Origin of the sequence: Pseudoalteromonas luteoviolacea CPMOR-1, assembly GCF_001625685.1 — a bacterium.
GTDB lineage: Bacteria > Pseudomonadota > Gammaproteobacteria > Enterobacterales > Alteromonadaceae > Pseudoalteromonas > Pseudoalteromonas luteoviolacea_K.
On the sequence record NZ_AUYC01000025.1, the window covers coordinates 24,749 to 45,437 of the forward strand.

A 20,689-nucleotide genomic window follows, 5' to 3' on the forward strand; every position below is an offset into this window, starting at 1 on the left:
TTAAGCAGTACAGTCACTTTGTGATAGCACCGAGTGATGGCTGATCCCAACTGACTCCGAATCAACTAACGCACAATATGCCTGACATACAGCTGTGTCTTCAAACGCCAGTTGCATGTGTTGACAGTCTTCCATGGTTTGCCAATAACTAATATCAACGAACGTATCTGTATTGGCTTGCTGTGCTAATGAGCGATATATAAAGCCAGGTTGTTTCGCCACAAACTCTCCAGATGCAGTACTCTTTTCCAGAAGTTGCTCTAGCGATACGCCTTTGTTCAATGTGAACGAAACGATTTTAATGACATTTTGATTCATAATAGCTTGCTCCTTAATATTGGTCTCACAATTAGAGCAAAGGGCTATGTCAGGGAGCGTCAGTAGTGTGGCATTTTACGCGATACCTGCTCATTTTATAAAAGCTAACTGCGGCATATTTCAGCGTATATTATCTCGCTAAGTCATAGCCTCAATTTGTAAAGCTTAGGTTTGTGGACTTTATTGTAGTGACTGGATAGCAAGACTATCATTTACTGTTCGGATAAAGTGTACCGTTTGTCTTAATAATTTGAAGCCACTGTTCAACCATCGCATGAGCATATTCTAACTCTTCTTCAGACATGTTTGGGTACTGCTTTTGTTCATACCAACTGTAACGGTTGTATATATCGTCACTGTCCGTTATTTCCATGATGAGTTTATTTAAGGCATAAGACTTGGCAAAGCTATGTTCATCACTTTGTTGTTGTGTGTAGTATAGGTTTGACAATGCCATTATGGCTTTTTCACTGCCATGCTGACTTGCGCGTTGTAAAAATCCCAATCTTTGGTCGTTAAATTTATCTCGTGTCGCAATATACAGTGCTCTATTTTCCGTCGTTATATTTTGTGATTTCATGTAAAACTCAGCATGTATATTGGCAAAAGCTTCTTGTGCTGGCACAAACCCACTTTTCGCAGCATCTTCAAGATAAGCGTAATAGGCTTTTGTCTCATCATTGCTTAAACCTTTGCAGTAGGTAAACTGATTTAAAGCTGTATCTATGGATGTACTTGCATCACTAAATTGTGCTAGCTGCTCTAACTTAGTATTTAATTGGTCATCATTCTTGGGTGAGGACAAACAGTACTTGAGGTTTTGGGCAATAATATACTTTGATTCTAAATTGCCGCTTTTCGACTTTTCGAGCAGTTTTTCAAAATGCGTTTTGAAATCGTCCTCTAGACGCCAGGTTGGCTTACTCTTAACTAACAGCCGCGGATGACTCTGAACGACTGTGTGGGTTAACTCAATTGCAAGTTGTTGATTTTGCATGGGGCTAAGCGCTGTTTCGCCTTTGTTTTTCGAGGATAAGTCGTCGCTACTCAAACGGGCGTTGTTTTGAATGTGTTCAGCCTGCGTGTTCGGTTTATTATAAAAATGATATGCGGTTAGTAAAAGGGCAGAGAAAAGCAATAAGCTCGATAATATAATGCGTTTATTTTCTGCAATAGGCTGTGTATGGCGCTTGTTCACAATGTAAACTTTATCTAGAAAAGATGCTGTATCATATAGCGTTTTTATTATACTTAATAGTTTAATTGTAAAAGGCTTGCTGAAGCGGCAAGCCTTTGCAAGGAAATTAAATGATTTTCTTTTACTCGATGTGTGTAACATAAAATCAGATGAGAATAGCTTTATCTACCATACTCATTAATAAATAACGGCTATATTTTGAGTAAATAACACCTTAAAAGAAATTGTAGATATCTTTTATTGCGTCATTGAGTGCGATTGGTTATGTAATGGTGGATTAATTTTAAAAAGTGGCTTTCTTAATTTGTAGGTGAGCTAAACTTCAACGTGATTAGCTCATTGATTTAACAAGGTTATTTGTCCGTGATTTTAAAGTCCAGTTGTGCTTTTTCACCTATTTTTTTTACCGGATTACCATTGACCATTTTGGGCTTATACGTCCACTTTTTGATTGCTTCAATGGCCTTTTTATTAAAAAAACCATTGTGACTAGAGTCGATTACAACGATATTTTCTGTTCTTCCTTGTTCATTGACATCAAAAGAGAGTTGCACATAGGCGTCACCTGACATGAGTTCGTCTTTTGTTGGGGTCGTTGAGCAAGCTGTTAAGAATAGAAGCGGTATTAATGTAAGAATTTTTTTCATAAATGTATTCGTATTATTGTTATTAATATTTGATAACTGTTAGTAGCTTACCAGTCTTCACTATATTTTTTTATTGGCTTTAAAGGCCTCAACTTCAAGCGGCGAGTTATTGTAACCATATTTTGCTAAATCAGAGAAGTGCTGTGTCACAATGGTATTTAGATCAGAACGCTCAATTTGTAAAACATGCACTAATTCATGTGCAAGTTTTGCACGATTCAGGTCAAACCCTTTCCTAACATAAATTGAATAGCCAAATACTTGTGCGTTGTTAATGATGCCGTCTCCGATAAAGCCGAGCGCTTCACCTAAGGTTTTTAGTGCAAAATTTTCACGCGGGAAGGGGACTTCATCAACATACACAATTCTGACTTTTTCAGGGTGGCGTATGCCTATTTGGGCAGCTAGAGTAAGCTCTTTATTATTTAAAGGCTCGCCCGATTTCACGCCTTCCTTTTCGATACCATGAGCCCATTCAATGTATTGAGGTAGTAACACCTCGGAGATGACTTTTTGGAATTGTAAGCCGTAATGGCGATAGCTATGACAGTCAAAAGTAACGTCATTTTTATGATTTTCACTGGTAAAATAGCCTGATTAGTTATTGTTCTAATGGCTGATAAGTGAGCACTTTCAACCACTTTGCTATTTTTTAAACACAAAAGTAAGGCTTATTGAAGCACCCTGATACGTTGATGTAAATATCCTTTTTTCATTGCGTTATGAATACAGTGATAATTAAACCATCATCGTATTCGATGAATAACAGACTGTAGTGCAATTTTTTATTCACATTGAGTCGGTAACTTAGGTAAACTCGCCGCCTGAAGTTTTCTGGAGGTAATGATGGATTTATCAGCGTGGCTAAGTTTGGCCTTGATCTGTACATTAGGTGCGATGTCGCCTGGCCCGAGTTTAGCAGTGGTACTGCGTCATAGCATTAATAACGGTCCTAGCGCTGGCATTTCTGCAAGTGTTGCGCATGCATTAGGCGTAGGCAGCTATGCCGCGCTATCAATATTAGGGCTAGCCAGCTTAATTGCGCAATTCCCGGCGGTGTACACGTTTCTTTTGTATATTGGCGCTGCTTACTTAGCCTATTTGGGCTATAAAATACTGACAAGTAAACCGTCAGAAGGGGGCGACTCAGCCGAATCTCTCAGTGCTAGCGCCGATTGGATTATTGCCGCAAAAGAAGGCTTTACAGTTGCATTTGTAAACCCAAAAACAGCCATCTTTTTTGTTGCACTGTTCTCTCAGTTTATTGATCCTGAGGCAATGACTTTTACACTCGCGTTTTTAATGTGTTTTACCGTGTTTATCATAGATGCGGTGTGGTTTATTGGTGTGTCTATTGCCGCCTCTACTGCAAAACAACGCTTTAACTTACAGTCAAAGCAGGGCTTTATTTCTAAAGTGTTGGGCATTGCATTCATCCTGCTGGCTGTGCGTGTTTTATATCAAACGCTATAGCATTGCTCATTATCAGCGGCATAAAAATGCCGCTGAATATTTTCATATTTTAGATTTGAGATAATGACTGAGTATGAGCAGCTTTAACATCGGGTTTTCTCTTGTGTGATGATTAAACTGTAGCGCGATATAATCTTGATTACGCGCTATAGCACGCTCTACATAGACATGGATATGCAAGTTGTCAGAAAGCTCAAGGTATGCATGTTTATTTGTAAAGTATTTCACATGCGCTGATCCACTCAAAGGAAATGAGGCAACACAAGCCCCTGACAACGATAGACTTTGTACCGAACAAATAATTTTTGGATAGGTCAGAGAAAACGTAATTGAGGGCGATGGATAAAAACGCCAGCTTCTTGGACCTTTACTCGTATCCACAATATCTGGGAGCTTATTGATAAGCGTCAAAAGCGTTGTGATTTTGTGCGCGTTTATATCATCGCGATATGCCTCTTCTCCCAACAAAATACGGTCGATATAAGATTTGTTCGCGAAGTATTGATTGTGCGCTAAATAAAGCGCGAGGGGTTCCACTAACCATAATTGGTATATACGCTTTTTTAGCTCTTCTAGGCAGTGCTTTTGCTGCGCAAAGTGGTCGTACTTATCAAAGTGGTTTGTCTCTACTTCGTGGAGTAATTTGAGCTCTTCAGGTGTTAGTTTCATCATAGCAAGCAACCATCCATTGCAATTACATAAAACTAAGCAAAATACGTACCTGTGCAGCATAAAAAAGCGCGACTTATATGGTCGCGCTTTCACTTGGGGTCGTTTATTTAACGACGCATGCTGCCGCTAAATCTAGAGTGATTATCTGGACTGTCATTGTCAGTAGAATCAAGAGGGTGTTCTAGTTTAATAACATCGACGTTCCAACCGTCATCAAGCAAGCTGGTCGGTGTAATAACGTAGGCCTCTACTTGTAGCCCTGCACTCGGTGTGACTGCTGTTAAATGGAGTTGTCCAAGTACGACTTTCCATGTGAATGAACGAGTTTGTCCATTACTGACAAAGTCTGCGGTTCCACCCACTTTAAAATCAACGTAATAGGAGTTGTCACCATTAATGAGGGCAAAGCGCTCATATTCAATTTTATGGCTATCAAAATAGGGTTGTTCACTATTTGATTTGGTGCGAACGACTGCACCAACTTCATCCATGTCTTTCCAGTGGATCACATCAGGGCCTGCTTGATACATAAAGAAGGAAATATCATCAGTATTAAGTTGATTTACTTCAAAAGTCAGCGTTGCTAAGCCTGTTTCTCCATTATAGGTGTAAGAACCATAATTAATGCCTGGACCGTCAGAGTTGGCCGGGTCGTACTCAGCTTCGAAAAACTTATTGCCAGGCAAAAACACAGATACCCAGACTCGACTGGTTGTGAGAGGGTATTCTACAAAGCCGCCCACTCTTGGCTCGTTTTCGTCTAACAAGCGTTCAAAGGTGATGGGAGACTCTCCCTCAACCTCTAGGGTCATGGTATTCCCATTCACGGTTGCCTTATGCGCTAAGTTCTCATCAAATCCGTATACGCCATTGGTGTCTACGACCTTGTTCACTAGCAAGGTGCCGGTTGATTCATCCCAGCTCAGAGAGCCAATTTCCAAACCGGCAAAGCCTTGCGGGTCATTGTCAGTTTTGAGCTCCATATGCACCCAAGTACCGTCTCTAATGATGATGACAAATTCTGGTGAGTTGGGTTGATACCAAGCACCATCAATTGCATATTGCATTGGAGCAGGCGGTGTATACATACTTCTTGAAGCGATATTGGGATCAACGTAGAGGTTTCTGACTTCGCCAAGTTCACAGTTTGTGCCTTCAAAGTAACCACAGACTTTGAAGTAGTCTCTATCAAATTCTTGGATCTCGGTCACACCGACAGACCCCATTTGGTCAATCAGTAATTTACCGTCGGAAATTGAATAATCAGCAACGTCTCCAGTCCCTAAGCGCACTTTACGTGACGTTGAGCCGTCATCATTTTGGCTTTCAGAGAAGAAGTTATCTAATACTTGTTGGTTCTCTACGAAATAAAGCGTTCTATTTGGTAACCAATAATATTCAAATTTATCAACGGTAGACACTGATTTTTTGTACTGTTGAACATAAGAGCCACCGGTTGTATATGAGTTGTCTGTTGGGTAGCTTTCTCTTACATACCAAGTGTCACCATTTTGTGCAATTACCTCAAGTTGTTGTGTCCAGTTGACTATGCACATATCGGCGCTAGCGCCTTCTGGGCATTGGTGCACCAAGGGACGAGGAGTGGTTGGGCCATAACTCAGAGATTGTATGCTAAGTGTTCTGCCTGATTGCGCCCACGTGTTCATCGTTTTATACATGAACCTGTAGGATGTACCGTTAATATAATTGTCCACAAAAAAGTTTTGAGGCTCGGCGACACCTTGATACGCTCTAAACCGACCTATGACATCATTATTTGTCAATGTAACCGCTTGCTCAGGGACCATTAACCCCGAACGTCTTCTGTAATGCTCGGTATCGGTTTTGTCTGTGGTTGCCCAGAATTGATAACCTGAATCAAGGCTTCTTATCAGCCAGTATTTAAACGTCTTTGCTACCATTAGGTCTGTTTTATCAAGCGTGAGGGTTAAGATGTTATCTGTTATTGACCAAGTGAGTGAACGAGACGTGTCGTCAGGCATTTGCGCACTGCCTGTACCATCTTGGTTAAATGTTACCTTACTTGCAAAGCTACCCGATACAGAGTAATACAGCGCATTGATATACCAATCTCCGCTAAACTGGCTTAGCAATGGGGTAATGGTTTGCGTTTTACCAATCATTGACAACTCATGGTTACGACTTACGTCACTATTTACGATCATTTCATTACCAGTACTGTCCATCGTGAACTCATCACCGATGAATGTAATACTGATGGCTTTGGCAATGGGGTTTTCATCATAGATAGAAAAAGAACCACTTTTGTATCGATACTGGCAATCATATTCCTGATCACTCGCACCTTTACATCTATACGTTTTGCTCATAATACCTGATTCAAAAACCAAGGAGACTAAGCCTTCTTCGTTTTGTGACCAAGTCATGCCACCGCTGGAGTAATCGGCAAAAGTTCCGGTATTGTCCTGATTAAAAGAAGCCTCGTAAAAGAGTTGGGTGAAGACTTTAGTTGAACCAATCAAGTAATCCCCAATGATGTCCGATTGACTGTTATCAACCAAGTTATCGTCTTCTTTTATATTATTTTTTGTGCTGTCGATTAGGGTCGGGTTTTTGTCATTAATGGTGTCGGTGAGCTCGGTCACTGCTGTAGGTGTTGATACCAACTCAAATGTTGAGTTCACCCCTTCAGGTAAGCTAAATGCGTTGTCTCCCTCACCATCAACGACGATTTTAATTAAAGCCGCGAGCGTCAGTTTTTCATCGGCATCAATACCCACAAGGGCGTTGTTAAGTGATGTTTCGCTTTGTGGCGTACCCACCTCTCGGGTGATCAAGGCGTATTCAGAAGTGGTTACATTGGTGATGTTTACACCAAAATTGTCGTCTTTGTTTAGGATACCATCTTCGCCGGCTTGGGCTTCTATTGATGAAAAACTGGGCAGTTGAGAGTAAAACTCCACTTCAGATTGCGAACTGCCCCCTTTTGCTCTGATCCTGACTAAATCGTCGATCATGGAGTCATCAATATCTAGTGTGTAATTATAGGTGCCAGTTTCATCAGCAGATAACTCAAAACTTTGATCGCCAATAAATATAGTGAGTGCGGCATTTGGAATTGGTTCGTCTGTTACTAGACCTGTAATGGTCACTGATTTTACAATTCTGTTTACGTTTAGGCTGAAGTCTGCATTTGCGGTCGCTCCGTCATCATCAGTCACCGTGACACGCAGTGTCATTGCGGTGTCTTCTGTGACATCAGGTGCTGTAAATGTCACCGTATTAGTCGCGGCATTAGAGAGCGTAGCTGAAGGGCCCGAAACGATTTGCCAAGCATACGTGTTTACCGTACCGTCGCTATCAGAAGCCTGCGCCGTTAGCGAAATTTGCTGTTTCTCTTGAATTGAGTTTTCACCGCTGACAGTGACAGTTGGCGCGCTATTTTGAGGTGTACTTGGGTTTGATGGCGTTGAAGGTGTGCCACTGTCTGAGCCGCCGCCACCGCACCCAACCAGTGAAATACCTAGCACCCAAGCGAATAGAAGGTGCATCCGTTTACGTGAATAAAACATGTTCTTGTTCCTCCGCAACACACGATACAAACTGTGCAGGTTTTGAGAATATTTATTGGGTTCAGTAAGCATAGTAAAAGGATGAAATTCGTACAGCTTAATTACTCTGTGCATTTGAAAAAGTAATGCCTGATAGGAAATTAACGTAGATAGATTGTGTTAGAGCTTAGTTTATCTGCGAAGTGATTGTGGCAAAAATGCGCGATTGATAATTGACAGAGTGAACTGACTAGATTAGTTTAAAATTCAATGTTTTGTACTGAAAAATAATATAACAATTAAGATTAAAACAGGAATGTTCGATGTTGTATCCTTCTCCAATAAAATCTGGCAGTTGTATCGCGGTAACTGCCTTTTCCTCCGGTGTGCCAAGCATATATCACTCTAGACTAGATTTTGTGCTTGAGGGATTGACTCAGCGCGGTTTCGACGTTATCGAGGGGCAATGCTTGAGGGACAATCACCTTCATGTAAGTGCACCTTCTCATGAGCGCGCGAAAGAGCTTATGGCATTTCTGTGTGATGACCGTATTGATGTGATTATGGCTCCATGGGGCGGGGAAGTGGCGATGGATGTGTTGTCGTTGCTTGATTGGCAACGTTTGGAAACAGTTAAACCTAAATGGTTCATGGGGTTTTCTGATATAAGTACGGTGTTGAGTGCTATCAGCTCCAAGCTTGGCTGGGCGACATGTCATTGTACTAATTTGATGCAGCTGGGATTGAATCAGCAGGATAGCTTAACTTCGAACGTATTTACCTATTTGGCAACTCCCGCAGGTTCAGAATTTAAGCAAAGCGCCGCAACACATTATGAGCCGCACCACGCGGATTATAGTAAACACCCTAATGCCGTATTTAATTTAACAGAGCCGAGTTTTTGGAAAGCGCTCAATACAAATTGTAATAATACTTCTGCTCTTGAATTTTCAGGGCGATTAGTTGGCGGATGTATAGATACACATATGGTGCTGTATGGCACAGACTACTTTGCCCCCTATGACAGACTGATAAATGAGTTTGAACCAACGATTTATTACTTTGAAAATGGCGAACTAACCCCAACACAGTATTTTCGTGCATTGCAAAGTTTAAAGCTCAAAGGGGCATTCAAACATGCCGCTGGCATTTTAATCGGTCGTAATATTGCAGCACAGGGCAAACGGGGGGAAGGCTATGATGATCTGATGGCGTTAAAGCAAGCGCTGGGAGATCTTGATATACCCGTATTATATGATGTCGATATTAGCCATCAAGCACCTAATTTGACCCTGATTAACGGTGCAATGGCGAATGTTAAGCTCATAAATGGTATGGGCGAGATAACTCAAAAGCTGATTTAATCATCATCTTTAAAGAGTAACGATAAAAATATATTAGTGATTTTTTAGTCTTGATGCGCGTATTGGTTATATATCTCAAATGCGCGCTATTTACCTCATGCCTTTTTAATTTGTCATTTTAAAAAGATAAAATAAGGAAAATTTTTTATTTTGAGGTTTTGGATGACCCATTCAAAAAAAATACTGGCTGTTATTTTATTTGTATTTTTCTCTTTTAATACTATAGCGCAAGAAGGCGAGCAAAGTGTTGTGCTATTTTCTCTTGATGGCTTTCGTTGGGACTATATTGAAAAGCATGATGCAAAAAATATTGCAATGATAGCAAAAAGTGGCGTACGAGCGAGCCATATGCGTCCCGTTTATCCGACGAAAACATTTCCCAATCATATCTCAATCGTCACCGGACTATTGCCGTCAAATCATGGCATTATCGATAACTATTTTTGCAATAAGCGCCGTCAAGAGTGTTATAAAATGGGTCAAGGCGGCAAAGACAGCACTTGGTTAAGTGGGGTACCGCTTTGGAATTTGGCCGAGATGCAAGGGGTGAAAGCTGCAACGTATTTTTGGCCCGAATCTGAAGCGCGTTTTAATGGTCGGACACCCAGTTATTACATGCGTTATGCCAAAAAAGGCAGCTATCAAAAGCGTATAGATCAAATGATAGATTGGCTAAAGCTTGAAAAGTCACAAAGGCCGAGATTTGTGGCTGGTTACTTTTCACTGGTTGATGATATGGGACATGATTTTGGTCCAGATGCAATAGAGACTTATCAAGCTGTGCAAGAGGTAGATAAGCTAATTGGTCAGTTGTGGAGTAGGCTTAAAACAGAGGTGGACCATGATGTGAATCTAGTGTTGGTTTCTGATCATGGCATGGTGTCTGTTGATCCCGAAAAAACCATTATTTTAGATAAACTTGGCTTTAATTTAGAACACTTTTATGTCAAAAATGGTGGCACTCGCACACACCTATACAAAAAACCAAATTCTGAGGTGAATATAGCTCGCTTAAAGTTATCTCTGAGCGCGCAAAGTGAAGGACGTTTTGAAGTGCTTAATAATACGGTTTTGGCGTCAAGAGGCGTCAAAATTGATGACACAACGGCAGACATCATCATTGAAGCATTTCCACCGTATGCATTTGGCACGCATGAGAAAATAGATTACGTTGGCGCGCACGGATATCCTTATTCAAAGGATTTAGCCGCAACTTTTGTTGCCATTGGGCCTGCGTTTAAACAAGGGGTTAAACTTCCCGAAGTTAATAATTTAGATATTTACCCCACCGTTGCTAACATTTTAGGGTTGAAATTGATGTCCAAGGTGGATGGGGATGGAAAAACGTTAACGTCGGCACTGAAATAAACGTTTTCATATCCGTCAACGTATATGACTCGTCGATAATTTATATGTGAGAAGCGGGTTTTCGTAACATGAGTATTACACTCCAGCACCATAATTAGATTATCGTCCGTTAGATTGGTGAGTTTGTCGCAATTTATGCGTTAGACAAACTCATTCAGTGTATCTTGTTTAAAAACAATTATCATTTGAGGTGTAAAAATGCGTTGTATGCCTGCGTTTGTATCCGTTGTTGCTATGTCCGTATTTGCGGCGTGGTCAACACCAACCTGGAGCGCGCCAGTAGAAGTCGCGGTTTTTCAAGCCAAGGATCTTCAATATAAAAATAAATTAGCGTTGAGTGGTACTGTTGAGGCATCCCAAAATGCAACCCTTGCTAGCCTAGAAGCTGGCGTAGTAAATGAATTAATGGTGGAAGTCGGTGATGTGGTCAAACGTGGTCAGGCGTTACTGCGACTTGACCCAACTTTAGCGAAACTGGAGCTGGAACAAAGTGAAGCGTCTGTATCGGCTGCAGAGGTTGCACTCTTGGAGGCAAAACGACAGCTAGAAGAAGTAGAATCGCTGTCTAAAAAGCAGTTTGTTGCTCCAACCCTATTGGCAGAGCGACGTGCAAATGTTGCAGCCGCCAAAGCTGAGCTTGCAAAAACTAAAGCAAACTTGGCTGTTAACAAAGAGACATTGAGAAGACAGACGCTGTTCGCGCCATTTGAAGGCGTAGTCATGAAGCGTAATGTGGATTTAGGTGAGTGGGTAACCACTCAGACACACACTTTTACCTTGGTTTCGGCAGAGGATTTAAGGCTCAACGTCGCTGTGCCCCAAGAGTACATCGGCGCTTTTTCAAACGATCAAATCCAATCGCTAAATATTATCCCAGACCACGATCAAAGCAAGCTAGTTGAAGGTCAAGTTCAGGCTGTTGTGCCAGTGATCAATGCGGGAACTCGTAGCTTTGTGGTACATATAGCAGTGCCACAGCAAGCGGGATTTGTCGCGGGCATGTCTGCGCAAGCTGAATTTGAATTACCAAGTACCGGCACTCAGGCTGTCTGGGTACCAAAATCGGCACTTAAATATCATCCGGATGGCGCACTAAGCGTATTTATTGATAACCAAGGTACAGCGCAAAGACACACGGTAAGACTATTAGAGCAGCGCGGTGAGCAAGTGCTGATCTCCGCTGTATCAGGAAACAGTCGTGTATTAACCTCACCCATTATTACAACAGCTGTGCAGCTGCTTAAAAATGGCAGTGAAATTTCTGTGAATAAGGGTTAGTCGATATGATTGAAAGCGCCGTAAAGCGTGGCACGCTGGTTGCCGTCATCTCTTTAATCATATGTATTTTGGGTTTGGTAACTGCGCTGAAAATTCCCGTACAGATGATCCCTGATCTAGAAGTTCGAACCATTACCGTTCAGACTGGCTGGCCTGGAGCGACCCCTCAGGATGTTGAAAAAGAAATCCTCGTAGAGCAGGAGCGATATTTACGTAGTCTGTCTAACTTAAAGCGCATGGTATCATATTCGCAAATGGGGTCGGCAAGAATACAACTAGAATTTCCATTTGGTGTCGATGTTAACGATGCGCTCATTAGAGTCAACAATGCTTTGAGCCAGGTGCCTGGTTATCCTGAAAACGTAGATCAACCTAGGCTTTACTCTAGTTCGTTCTCTTCTAATGCATTCATGCATTTCGTACTTAAACCACAGGCCGGTAATCCACTTGATCTTGACGTAGATATGTTGCGCGATTTTGCAGAAGATTTTGTCAGGCCGCGAATGGAAAGTGTTCAAGGCGTCTCAGAAGTGGGCGTTGGCGGCGGTGCTGCAAGGCAAATTCAAATCAATGTTGACCCGAGCCGATTAGCACAGCGTGGCTTGAGTGTGACTGATTTAAGAAGCGCAATTCGAGCACGCAACCGTGATGCTTCGGCGGGCGATATTGAAAGCGGTCCGAGCCGATATTTGTTGCGTATGGTAGGTCGATTTGAGCAGCTCAATGAACTGGAAGATTTGATCATCTCAGAGCAAAACGGGATTACCACTAAGCTCAAAGATGTGGCCGTCATTTCACTCGATCACTTTGAACTGCGTGGTATTTCATACTCAGACGGTGAGCGTACGCTCAGACTATCTGTACGTCGGGAAAGTGGCTCAAATGTGATTGATATCAAACAGCAGATGTTACCTGTGATTGAGCAAATTAATCAGGAGCTGTTGGCACAAAATGGTCTTGAGCTTATCTTGATGAGTGATGATGTTCAGTACGTTGAAAGCTCACTTAAAAATGTGTGGACTAACTTAGCTTTGGGTGCGTTGCTAGCAACGTTAGTGATGTTTTTATTCCTGCGTTCAGGGCGGGCTACTTTGGTCGGTGTGATTGGTATTCCGATTTGTACCGTTGCGGCATTTCTTGGTTTAACACTGTTCGACCGTACTATCAATGTGATCTCATTGGCAGGTGTTGCATTTGCCATTGGTATGACGGTAGATAACACCATTGTTGTACTTGAAGCCATTGTGCAAGCGAATAAACGCGGTACCAGTAAATTACATGCTGCCATTAAAGGGGTGAAGGAAGTTTGGCCTGCGGTATTGGCCTCCACTGCGACTACTGTCTTGGTGTTTGCACCGATTTTATTTGTTGAGCAAGAAGCTGGGCAGCTTTACTCGGACATTGCCATAGCGGTGTCTTCAGCGATTATCGCTTCAATGTTGGTGGCTATTTTCATTGTTCCGACGACACTTGCTAACTTACCTAATCGCAAAGAGGAAGTGAAAACAGTGACCTTGTCAAAGCGTTGGTTGGCTTTGGTGTCTTTTTGTGTGGCATCCAAAGCGCGCGCGACTGGTATTACTGTCGGGTTCGTCGTTGTCATTTTAGGGGCGGCTTATGCTTTGATGCCCGCAGCTGAATATTTACCGGAAGGTGAAGAGCCAAAAGCGTTTTCTATGATGATTGCGCCGCCCAGCTACAACTTGTCAGAAATGAAAGAGATAGGTGATGAGCTGAGAGTATATTTTAACGGTCATATAAACGCGCCGAGTGACGCATTTGATAACGGCGAGACGGATATGCCACCATTGGCATACTACTCGATGTCTGTGTCAATCGGCCGTATTTGGTTTTTAAGTGCACCGACCGACCCTGATAATATACAAGCGATGATGGACGCGATTACCGCTAAGTTTAGAAGCTATGACAATATGCGTGCGTTCTCGGCCAGGGGCTCAATTATTTCTAGTAATGATGGGGGCACCAGAGCGGTTGCGGTAGATATCGCGGGGAGTAATTTAACCGATTTATATCGTGCAGCTGAAGCGGTTTACGATCAGGCACAAATCACGTTTGATAATCCTCAAATTAACTCAGATCCGCGGGCGCTGAGCTTAGATCAGCCTTTAATTGAGATTAAACCTAAATGGCAAAGACTGGCTGAACTTGGTATTAGTTCAAATGAGTTTGGCTACACGATTTCATCACTTAGTGATGGCGCTTATGTTGATGAGTTTATTTTGAATGATGACAAAATAGATATGTTTATCTTTAGTCATCAAAAAGAAAAGCAGACTATTGAGCAGTTAGCGACGTCGCCTATAGTCACACCGTCAGGTGATGTATTGCCATTGAGTGCCTTGGCAGATTTAGTAGAGAGTAAAAACAGTGATAGCTTACGTCGAGTAGACGGCAAAAGAACCGTGACGGTTTATATTATTCCACCGAGAGATGTAGCACTTGAAACAGCTGAAGAAATAGTCCGTACTGAGTTGCTGCCAACTTTATGGCAGCAAGGTAAAATCGCGCAAGGGACTAAGCTGTCTATCAGTGGTGCGGCGGATCAACTTGAGGCGACTCAAGCATCTTTGTCGAGCAACTTTGTTGTTGCGCTGGTACTGAGCTACTTGCTGCTCGTAGCTATCTTCACACACTGGCGTTATCCGTTGTTTATTCTGGCAACAGTACCGCTTGGTATGGCTGGCGGCTTATTAGGATTGATCTTGGTGAATGGCGTCAATGCGCTATTAGCTAATTTCGGCATGACCCCTTTCCATCAACCTTTTGATATGATCACCATGCTGGGTTTCTTGATTTTATTGGGCACGGTGGTAAATAACCCAATCTTAATTGTTGATCAAACCCGTAAGTTGATTGTTGATCAAGGGATGGAAGTTGTCACGGCGGTTAAACAAGCCGTAGCGACGCGATTAAAGCCAATTTTGATGTCGACAGCGACCACATTATTTGGTCTTGCGCCACTGGTCTTTATTCCTGGTGACGGCACTGAATTATATCGCGGTGTTGGTATTATTGTACTGTGTGGCATCGTATTCTCGATGTTGCTTAGTTTAACTTTCTTACCCGCTCTGTTGGTCAGTGTACTGAGTAACAAGCGGGCCAGATAGTAATACAAAAAGGAGCTTCGGCTCCTTTTTTAATGCCTGAACAGCCCTGCTAAGTGTTGCCGTTATTGGGCTCAGATTGTTTAACTGCTTCAAGATATCGACTTTCAATAAATTGGTTTTCTTTGGTTAGGTGCTTAATTTTTTGTTTGGCTTGTTGTAATTCCGTTTCGAGTGCTTTGGTATCTGCCCCCCCTGTGGGCTCGGGTAAATTCACTGAGAGTTGATCAATAAGTTGGTTTTGCTCTGCTATTTGTCGTTCATATTGTTGCACTAAGGCTTGGATTTCTTGCTCGTTTGGTGACTGTTCACTGACTTGTACAGACTTCATTTGTGTTTTTAATTGCTCGATTTCTTTTTGTAAATCGGTGTTTTCTTGTTTGAGACTACCTACCGATTGAAACTGATCTTCTAACTTCGTTTTTGCATATTTGAGTTTTTTACCACTGATATCTAAATCCCCTTTGAGTCGTTTAATCAGCTTTTGAGAACGAGAGAGTTTTTTATTGAGCTCGTTAATAGAGGCTTGCTCTTCTTTAGTGATATGGTCTGCGGTTGAGGCACGGATCTGGGCGAGCTGGTTTTCAAGATTTGCTTGTACATGAAGGAGTTCAGTGATGGTTTGCTCATGTTGGTTGTTAAATTGTGTTGCCCGATCTACTGAGTCTTTACACAAGGCCATCACCTCATTTGACTCAGGGCTGCTTACTTGATTACCCATGAACACGCCTGCGAATTTTCTAAACTCTCTTAATATCAATAACAGAATATAAAACCATGCCGCTAAAATAAGCAGGCCGAAATTTAAGGCAATATATTGGTAAACTTCTATCGGCAGCATGTTGGCTTTTCATCGCATCATTGATTATCAATAGGATAAGTTTAGTTTTACTGCAAAATTCTGCCTATACTGAATATGAAAATTTAATATTGAGGTGAAAGTGAAAGTACTGATAGTGGATGATAGCCATGCAACATGTGAAATTATCAGGCGTGCACTTCAACAGTTTACGTATCGCAAGTTATTTATTTCTTGTTCAAATAGTGTTGATGATGCACTTGAGCGCATTGAATTGTGGCAACCTCAGATTATATTGACGGATTGGCATATGCCAGATAAAACGGGCATTGAACTACTTCAAGTGGTTGGCACAGCGTACCCTGAGATCCTAATTGGTATGATATCCACGGTGGATGAAGAAGAGCAAATCAATTACGCCAAGTCTATGGGTTGTGCTTTCTTCTTATCTAAACCTTTCGCTGACAGCGAGCTAAGAAAAATCATGATGCCGCTGGTTAAGGATTTAGAAGCCAAAGAGTTTATGTTGGAGCAAGAGGTACCAATAAAAGAAGGGCTCGCACTCCCCAAAACAGATTTTTTGGAGCGCCTAATGCAAAAGAACATCAGTGAATCGCTGACACTAAAACCCATTCGCGCTCAATCTTTAGATGAAAGTAAATTACCTTGTGTCATGGTGGTGTATGCAGAGAGGGGGAGTCAAAAGGTTCGCGTGATCTGTGTATTGGATGTTTACGCCACTTGTGTGTTAGCAAGCAGCGTAGAAGTGATCCCAGAAGATGAGGCGCAAAGAGCCATACACATGAATCAAATAAATTCGCATATCATGACTGCTTGTAAAGAGGCGCTAGGTAAAACTGCATACGCATTTTTAGACAACCAGAGCAAAATGAGCTTGTTTGTCAGAAGCTGCAAGTGTGTTTACACTCACCATCCAAAACTAGAGCTCATGTATAAATACCCCTTAGACAGCCGCATCGACTTAAGTTGCGAAAGAGAGGGGATGGCACAAGGTAAAATGTTGATTGTGGGGGTATGAAACACTCACTCCTTCGCTGTTTCTTGCTGTTTACTCTTTCTATATTTTGCAGGCGTGGTATCGGCAAACTTCTTAAAAGCGATATAAAAAGTGGACTGGTTGTTGTAGCCACATAATTCAGAAACTTGTTTCAAACTCATTTTTTCATTGTCATGCAATAGGGTTTTCGCCAGCTCTACTCTGTGATGATTTATATAGGATGTGAATGAAGTACCTAGATTATCATTTAATATCTGTGACAGTTGAGGTACTGATACATTCAATTTTTCAGCGACTTGAGATAAAGATAGGTTGGGGCATTTAAAGAGTTCATCTTCTATCATTAATTTATCGAGTTTAGTAAGAATGGGAGTCGCGGTGACTTGAGAAATTTTCTTGCTGGCATATTTTTCAGGCTTTTTATTTTTAAAAGTGGATTTAATAATAATGATATTGAAGTAAATCGGCGCGATAAAACATAGTACCACGATTAAGTAAGAGGCATACGAGGTGAAAATATAGGCTAAGAATAGTGCAATTGATGTGCATAACACGACAATAGCATTTAAAATATTTTGGTCTTTTGATAAATCGAAGCTTTTATTGATTAACACTGGATAGGCTGAAATAAGTGAAGCTAATAAATAGGCAAACCAACTATAAACAATAACAGTGGAGATATGGATATTCCACAGTGTCGGGAAGCCAGTGTAAGGCCAAGTTATGCCGACTATCACAGCAAGCCCCGCTGGTGGAAGTAAGTGTACTTTCCAGTTGATATTTTTTGCTGTTCTTATTTTAAACGACTGTTTAATATAGGAATAATGTAGTGGTCCGGACAGGAAGTTAGCTGTGAGTGCTAACTGTAAATAGGTTTTAGTTAACTCTGGGTATAAGAAAAAACTACTCGACTTACAGATCCGTATGAAGATCAGAAAAATAAAAGCAGCCAGTAACTTATTAACTAGATTAGCGCCACGGAAAGTAAAAAAATATAGGCTTAAAAAAAGTGTATTTATTGCGCCAACAACACTTAACACAAACCAAAAATAAGCTGAATCAAAAACCATGAGATTCCCTACCACATACTAAATACTATTTTATGACTGGAGATACATGCTTTTCAATTGCAAAAGTTGCATAAGAGTAGGGGTTGATTTTGATATTTTATTTGTTCAAATAAAATTATCGTAGGCATTTTACTTTATTGAGATAAAGTTTTTTCAGTTAAATTTTTAAACTAAATATATAATATTTAACGGTATATGATGTGGAGATCTCTATCTGCCACATCATTATTTTCAAGCCGAAGCGTAATTTACTGATTTACTTTTCTGGCTCTAAAGTGACGACCTTTCATTTTACCTTCGGAAATAATCTTCAATGCTTTATTGGCAAGCTTACGCTCAATCGCAACATAAGCGGTAATGGCTGTCACTTTAATCTTACCAATTTGAGTACCTTGGATTGACTTATCAGAGGTCAGTGCACCAAGAATATCACCAGGGCGTAATTTTGATTTCTTGCCACCGTCTATTTGCAAAGTAACCATAGGCGCTCTGGCAATTTGATTGCCAAAAACATCGTCATTTGGCAGTGGCGTAGGCTCTATTGTCTGAGCTAAGTAGTCTTCTAAGGCGTTTACTTTGTGGGATTCTTTGTAACTCATAATTGAACAGGCCGTGCCTGTATTACCTGCTCGTCCAGTACGACCAACACGGTGTACATGCACTTCAGGGTCATGGGCTATATGATAGTTCAAAACCATATCTACATGGTCAACGTCAATGCCTCGCGCCGCGACATCTGTTGCGACTAATATAGTTAAGCTTTTATTGGCAAAGCGCACAAGGGTACGGTCTCTGTCTTTTTGGTCTAGGTCGCCGTGTAAGGCTGCACTATCAAAGCCAAGCTGCTTAAGGTTATCACAGACCGTTTGGCACTCAGCTTTTGTATTACAAAAAACCACAGCTGACATTGGTTGAAACTTGAGTAATAGCTTTTGCGCTGCCACAAGTCTTGCGTCATTGTCCGGCACTTCATAGAAAAACTGCTCAATGGAGCTATGGTCGTGTGTTGTTTCAACTGTGACCTTTTCGGCATTGTGCATGATATGTTTTGCTAGCTGCTCAATACGAGGTGGGTAAGTTGCACTGAATAAAAGGTTTTGTCTATTGTTAGGACAGTGATCTAGGATACATTGAATCGCGTCTTCAAAACCCATTTCTAGCATTCTATCTGCTTCATCTAATACAAATGTATTGACCTCATCTAGACACAGCCTACCTTTACGTAAGTGCTCTTCTATTCGTCCAGGAGTACCAACGATAATATGCGCACCATGTTCAAGAGAGCCAATTTGTGGACCCATAGGTGCGCCACCACATAATGCCAGCACTTTGATATTGTGAATAGCTCTGGCTAGCTTACGAATTTCAACAGCCACTTGGTCGGCCAACTCTCTCGTTGGACACACAACTAATGCTTGTACACGGAAACGCTTAACATTGAGGTTGTGAAGTAAACCCAGAGAAAAAGCGGCGGTTTTACCCGAGCCTGTTTTTCCTTGACCAATCAAGTCTTTACCTGCGAGGATTTTTGGCAGTGTTTGAGCTTGAATTTCTGTCATGGCAGTGTAGCCAAGCGTGTTAAGGTTATCTATTAAAGTATTTGAAAGTGGCAAACTAGAGAATGACGGCTGAGACAAAACGAGTATCATCTATTAAGAAATAAAGCACAATTATAACACGAGCTATGGAGTGTGAGTATCATTACAATCGTCATCGTGCTCTATTGCCATGATACTCATTGTTTACTGGGCTTTAAAAGGGTAATTAGAGTGAATGATTGTCTTTTTTCTGTTTTAATTTCGACTCAATTGAGTTGATAAAATGCCTAGGGTTGTCGAGGCCTATATAAATTGTTTGTGTATTGCCAATTGGCTTTTTGAGTTCAATGACTACGTTTGGTACGCCAGAGTAGTTTAAACGCTTTATATGTTTTTCGCGGTTAATATATTCCGCGTTGACTTTTAATCGAGCGATATTGTTAACCGGAATAGGAATTGGTTGGTAAAGGCCATATCGAATGTGTAAAACTTCATCGCAAAGAGAAATTGGTCTTCTATTTATCGCCCTATATTCTGCTATAAAAAAGATTAAGCTAAAAACAGTGAGAAGCGTAACGATATTGGCGGCCATTGGTGACCAAATAAAGTGAAGCAACAAATGCACAATAGGTATTTCGAAGGCGATTAAAATAATGAAGCCTAATAGATTGCTTTTAGCCCCATCTTTCTCATGATAGCTAAAGTGAATATTGCCATGAAAATGAGTTGCTTTAACCTGTTTAGCAAACAGGGCAAATGTCCACATACGAGTTTCAAAGCACAGTAGTGTTGCAATAGCACCCTTACCAACATAACGTGTTATTGCTTCCTCAATAGAATGGTCTGGGTCTAACTTTTGTTTGAGTGCAACGCTTATTGCCAAACACACAGTCAATAAGGCTATGAGTTCAAAAAGGATGATGAAAGAGACTATAAAATAGCGACCTTGTTCAAAGTAGGGCCAAAGTACTTTATGTTGCTCAGGAATGATATAGCTACCAATAAAAATTGCTAAGGTGGTCAATACAAGCAGTTTGAGTAATGCCTGTTTTTTGTTTTTTATACATATAAAACAAATTATGGGCAGCGCAATAAATACATCAATAAGAAATAACCACTCCCATTTAGCATTTCCATAATTATTCCAGGCGCTTTCAGTGTTGTAATAAAAGAACCATAGTGTAGACATGCAAGCGAGAAAAGCAAGGGGGAGTTTTGATTTTATTGAGGTCTTCATTATCTCATCCTGTCAAAACGGTAAAATTAATATTCTAATTATTATATTGGG

16 protein-coding genes are annotated in these 20,689 nt (G+C 41.2%); 6 read left to right on the forward strand and 10 right to left on the reverse strand.

Translation table 11 applies throughout. From position 1 onward, the window contains the following. From N473_RS09905 to N473_RS09920, 4 genes are all read right to left on the reverse strand, one after another. Window positions 1-318 (reverse strand): antibiotic biosynthesis monooxygenase family protein, encoded by a 318-nt coding sequence (locus N473_RS09905; protein ID WP_063367774.1) that lies wholly within the window; start codon window positions 316-318, stop codon window positions 1-3. A 208-nt stretch (window positions 319-526) separates the two neighbouring features. Continuing rightward, complete coding sequence (locus N473_RS09910; RefSeq protein WP_155735568.1) at window positions 527-1,516, reverse strand: hypothetical protein; 990 nt, start codon at window positions 1,514-1,516, stop codon at window positions 527-529. A gap of 353 nt (window positions 1,517-1,869) precedes the next feature. Next, window positions 1,870-2,163 (reverse strand): energy transducer TonB, encoded by a 294-nt coding sequence (locus N473_RS09915; protein ID WP_063367776.1) that lies wholly within the window; start codon window positions 2,161-2,163, stop codon window positions 1,870-1,872. A 60-nt stretch (window positions 2,164-2,223) separates the two neighbouring features. Next, entirely contained in the window at window positions 2,224-2,610 is a 387-nt protein-coding gene (locus tag N473_RS09920; protein WP_196766389.1) for a hypothetical protein, read from the reverse strand. A gap of 399 nt (window positions 2,611-3,009) precedes the next feature. On the opposite strand from N473_RS09920, the gene N473_RS09925 reads away from it, so the two are divergent. Further along, the gene (locus tag N473_RS09925; protein WP_063367777.1) at window positions 3,010-3,636 is read left to right on the forward strand and encodes a LysE family translocator; all 627 of its coding nucleotides are present in this window, start codon (window positions 3,010-3,012) and stop codon (window positions 3,634-3,636) included. A 42-nt stretch (window positions 3,637-3,678) separates the two neighbouring features. Here the strand turns inward: N473_RS09925 and N473_RS09930 are convergent, their stop codons facing one another. Both N473_RS09930 and N473_RS09935 read right to left on the reverse strand, forming a co-directional pair. Further along, window positions 3,679-4,308: a hypothetical protein gene (locus N473_RS09930; protein ID WP_063367778.1), complete on the reverse strand. Its 630-nt coding sequence runs from the start codon at window positions 4,306-4,308 to the stop codon at window positions 3,679-3,681. A 107-nt stretch (window positions 4,309-4,415) separates the two neighbouring features. Beyond that, complete coding sequence (locus N473_RS09935; protein ID WP_063367779.1) at window positions 4,416-7,862, reverse strand: PKD domain-containing protein; 3,447 nt, start codon at window positions 7,860-7,862, stop codon at window positions 4,416-4,418. A 302-nt stretch (window positions 7,863-8,164) separates the two neighbouring features. On the opposite strand from N473_RS09935, the gene N473_RS09940 reads away from it, so the two are divergent. The 4 genes from N473_RS09940 (at window position 8,165) to N473_RS09955 (ending at window position 14,979) form a co-directional block, all read left to right on the forward strand. After that, window positions 8,165-9,205, forward strand: coding sequence for a S66 family peptidase (locus N473_RS09940; protein WP_063367780.1), 1,041 nt, complete (start codon window positions 8,165-8,167; stop codon window positions 9,203-9,205). A gap of 162 nt (window positions 9,206-9,367) precedes the next feature. Further along, window positions 9,368-10,573, forward strand: coding sequence for an ectonucleotide pyrophosphatase/phosphodiesterase (locus tag N473_RS09945; RefSeq protein ID WP_155735569.1), 1,206 nt, complete (start codon window positions 9,368-9,370; stop codon window positions 10,571-10,573). A 198-nt stretch (window positions 10,574-10,771) separates the two neighbouring features. Further along, window positions 10,772-11,851 (forward strand): efflux RND transporter periplasmic adaptor subunit, encoded by a 1,080-nt coding sequence (locus N473_RS09950; protein ID WP_063367782.1) that lies wholly within the window; start codon window positions 10,772-10,774, stop codon window positions 11,849-11,851. 5 nt (window positions 11,852-11,856) lie between these two features. Continuing rightward, on the forward strand, window positions 11,857-14,979 hold the full coding sequence (locus N473_RS09955; RefSeq protein ID WP_063367783.1) for an efflux RND transporter permease subunit: 3,123 nt from the start codon (window positions 11,857-11,859) through the stop codon (window positions 14,977-14,979). A 49-nt stretch (window positions 14,980-15,028) separates the two neighbouring features. Here N473_RS09955 and N473_RS09960 read toward each other — a convergent pair whose 3' ends face one another. Beyond that, window positions 15,029-15,697, reverse strand: a complete 669-nt coding sequence (locus N473_RS09960; RefSeq protein WP_231099553.1) for a chromosome partitioning protein ParA — start codon at window positions 15,695-15,697, stop codon at window positions 15,029-15,031. 220 nt (window positions 15,698-15,917) lie between these two features. Between N473_RS09960 and N473_RS09965 the strand changes: the two genes are divergently transcribed. Further along, window positions 15,918-16,814 (forward strand): response regulator, encoded by an 897-nt coding sequence (locus N473_RS09965; RefSeq protein ID WP_039610841.1) that lies wholly within the window; start codon window positions 15,918-15,920, stop codon window positions 16,812-16,814. Window positions 16,815-16,819: 5 nt separating this feature from the next. Here N473_RS09965 and N473_RS09970 read toward each other — a convergent pair whose 3' ends face one another. The 3 genes from N473_RS09970 to N473_RS09980 form a co-directional block, all read right to left on the reverse strand. Further along, window positions 16,820-17,863: a helix-turn-helix domain-containing protein gene (locus tag N473_RS09970; protein WP_063367785.1), complete on the reverse strand. Its 1,044-nt coding sequence runs from the start codon at window positions 17,861-17,863 to the stop codon at window positions 16,820-16,822. Window positions 17,864-18,111: 248 nt separating this feature from the next. Further along, entirely contained in the window at window positions 18,112-19,512 is a 1,401-nt protein-coding gene (gene dbpA / locus N473_RS09975; RefSeq protein WP_196766390.1) for an ATP-dependent RNA helicase DbpA, read from the reverse strand. Window positions 19,513-19,627: 115 nt separating this feature from the next. Then, window positions 19,628-20,638, reverse strand: a complete 1,011-nt coding sequence (locus N473_RS09980; protein ID WP_063367786.1) for a hypothetical protein — start codon at window positions 20,636-20,638, stop codon at window positions 19,628-19,630. Window positions 20,639-20,689: the final 51 nt, after the last annotated feature.